The 2,571-nt window shown below is 51.6% G+C and carries 2 protein-coding genes; one reads left to right on the top strand and one right to left on the bottom strand.

Annotated elements, in window-relative coordinates:
- Positions 1–178: 178 nt before the first annotated feature.
- Positions 179–1,735, bottom strand: a complete 1,557-nt coding sequence (locus DEF47_RS12090; protein ID WP_012191237.1) for a choice-of-anchor Q domain-containing protein — start codon at positions 1,733–1,735, stop codon at positions 179–181.
- A gap of 122 nt (positions 1,736–1,857) precedes the next feature.
- Here DEF47_RS12090 and DEF47_RS12085 point away from each other — a divergent pair, with 122 nt between their 5' ends.
- A complete protein-coding gene (locus DEF47_RS12085; RefSeq protein ID WP_012191236.1) occupies positions 1,858–2,463 on the top strand; it encodes an MBL fold metallo-hydrolase in 606 nt (201 codons plus the stop codon).
- Positions 2,464–2,571: the final 108 nt, after the last annotated feature.

The following is a 2,571-nucleotide window of genomic DNA, read 5'->3' as shown; positions in this document are numbered from 1 at the left end:
AGACGCAGGGGGCTTTAATCCCCTGCACCCCCTCAAGGACATGTGGTGGTAGGCAGGCATCCATCGATGAACTAGAAGATTAGTGGATCGAAACGGAGCTAAAACCTACCCCGAAGGCATTATTGCTCGATCAAACCAACTCCGCTTGGCAGCTTGAAAGCCAAGCGGGGTTTTGCTTTTAATTGGGTTTGCGGGCTAACGGAATATAAATGCTATGGCTTGGGCTAAATGCTGCGCCGTTGTATTCATATGCTCCAACATCACAAGCCCCAGCCCGCGTATAGCCGCGCTGATCGAGCGCACTACAACTGGCGGGATTGCCCAGATTGATCGCGGGACTACCAGCAGGTAAAGCGGCAGTGCGGGTGGAGCCACCGTTATTGGCAATGTTGCTCAGTGTTAGTTCTGGGGTGCGCATGCTGCTGGTACAGTTGGTTTCGTTCCAATAATTAGGGTTAGGATTTTTAGGCGGGTATTGCAGATTATTGCCGCCATCGATTAGCGCATTGGTGCAATGCTGCATAATCTTAATCGACCAATCGGTGGTGTTATTGTAGAACAGCGTGTTGCGGATTGTGATGGTTTGGCCTGCAATTGCTCCGCCGTTGAAGCCAGCATGGTTGTTCATAAAGGTTGCATTGGTAATATCAACGGCTGCATTATTATTGACCGCCAACGCCCCGCCGTTACCTTTGCGCCATTCTTGATCATCGGGATAGCTGCGCGGATCGGTGGCATCGTTGGCATAAAAGGTGGTGTTGCGAATTGTGGCAGGTGCATCAACCCACAAACCGCCGCCTTGGCCGATGGCTTTATTGCCTTCGAGGGTTGAGTTGTTGATAAAAAGCCGTTCGTTAGTCACGCCACCAGCAGCAAAGCCATACCAAATGGCCCCGCCTGTACCCGACCAATCGGCTGATGTTGCGTAAGTTACGCTGTTGTTGGTAAAACTTGAGCGCTCGATTGTGGCGGTTTCGTTGCTATACAAACCGATGAAGATTGCGCCACCATGGTTGTTGCTGGTGTTGCTGGTATAGCTATTATTGAGCAGCACAATGCCATCGGGGCCGCCATCGTTGGGCATGCGCGTGCCGTCGATGTAGATTGCCCCGCCGCCACCACAATCGCCATGTTGATTGATGGCTGCGGTATGCATGGCGCTATTTTGCTCGAAGCTGCTATTGCTGACCATCAAATTGGTGCGCAAACTGTTAATTGCCCCGCCATTATTGGCGCGATTGTTGATGAAGGTGCTGTGATCGATCATGGCGCTGCTGCCACCGCCGATAAAAATTGCCCCGCCACCATCGCAAGCAGCCGTATCTTTGGTTGCTTGGTTGTTTTCAAAACGCACATTGCTTATGCTGAGCGTATTCCAAAAGCCAACTTTGATGCCTGCGCCTTGGTCAGTTGTACGGCCATTGCGAATCGTGAGGTTGCGCAAGGTGATTTTGAGATTATTGGCGCTGCGCAGCAACCGCCGCGTATTCTGGCCATCGAAAATTGCATTGTTATTGCCATTAATCTCAGTTGCTTGGTTCATCACCAATTCGCTGCCAAACGTCAAGACGGTGGGGCTGTTGCAATTGATGTTGATCGCGCCGCCAGCACTAATCGCCGCGCTAACTGCTGTCGTATTGCAATCGATCAAGATCGCGCTGGCTTGGCTGGGCTTGGGCCATACGCCAGCCAACAAACCAAGCACCAAGAGCATGCGCCCAATCAAAAATACCATCGAACTACTCCTTAAATAATGATTAATACGATAGCTTATGATAGCGCATAGCAGCAAATTTAGGCCAGCCTAGCGGCTTTTGGGAAAATTGAATTTATAATGCAGTGAGGAGGAATGAATCAATGGAAATTCGACAGCGTGCCGTTGGGCCATGGCCCATGAACAGTTATGCCTTGGTTTGCCCGCAGACCAATCAAAGTGTGTTGATTGACCCCGGGGCTGACCCGGCGCGGTTGCAGGCGATGCTCAACAACACCACTCCAATTGCGATTTGGCTAACCCACACCCATAATGATCATATTGGCGAGGTTGCCAGCATGCGCCAACGCCTGAATGTGCCAGTGCTCGGCCATCCTGGGCCACAAACCCGCCCTGTGCCCCTTGATGCAGCCATCAGCGATGGCCAGATTTTGACGATTGGCGAACATACGGTCAAGGCGATCTACACGCCTGGCCATACTGGCGATATGGTCAGTTTTTTGGTCGATGCTAGCCCAATTGCGATTGTCGGCGATACCTTGTTTGCAGGTGGGCCAGGCCGCACGTGGTCGGCAGCCGATTTTCAAACCAGCTTGCAAACCCTACGCAACACCATTTTAACCTGGGATGATCAACGAATTTGTTATGCTGGCCATGGTGCGGAATTTAGTTTAGGCTCAATTCGCCCCAAGATCGAAGCCTTTCTAGCCCGCGATCATGGCGAGTTCTTCGGCGACGCGGAGTGGTAATGTTGGCAGTCGGGGATCGGTTATTGGGGATCGGGCTACGACGATTATCTATCCTTGTTAGCTCCTAGATTTAATGGTTTATCACATGAACAACGGCCAGCATGCCCT

Source organism: Herpetosiphon sp., assembly GCF_003512625.1.
Taxonomy (GTDB): Bacteria; Chloroflexota; Chloroflexia; order Chloroflexales; family Herpetosiphonaceae; genus Herpetosiphon; species Herpetosiphon aurantiacus.
This window is presented reverse-complemented; position numbering and strand designations above follow the sequence as displayed.

Excerpts from the sequence above, each read along its gene's own strand:
- DEF47_RS12090 (WP_012191237.1), bottom strand. The coding sequence starts at position 1,735 with ATGGTATTTTTGATTGGGCGCATGCTCTTGGTGCTTGGTTTGTTGGCT.
- DEF47_RS12085 (WP_012191236.1), top strand. The coding sequence starts at position 1,858 with ATGGAAATTCGACAGCGTGCCGTTGGGCCATGGCCCATGAACAGTTAT.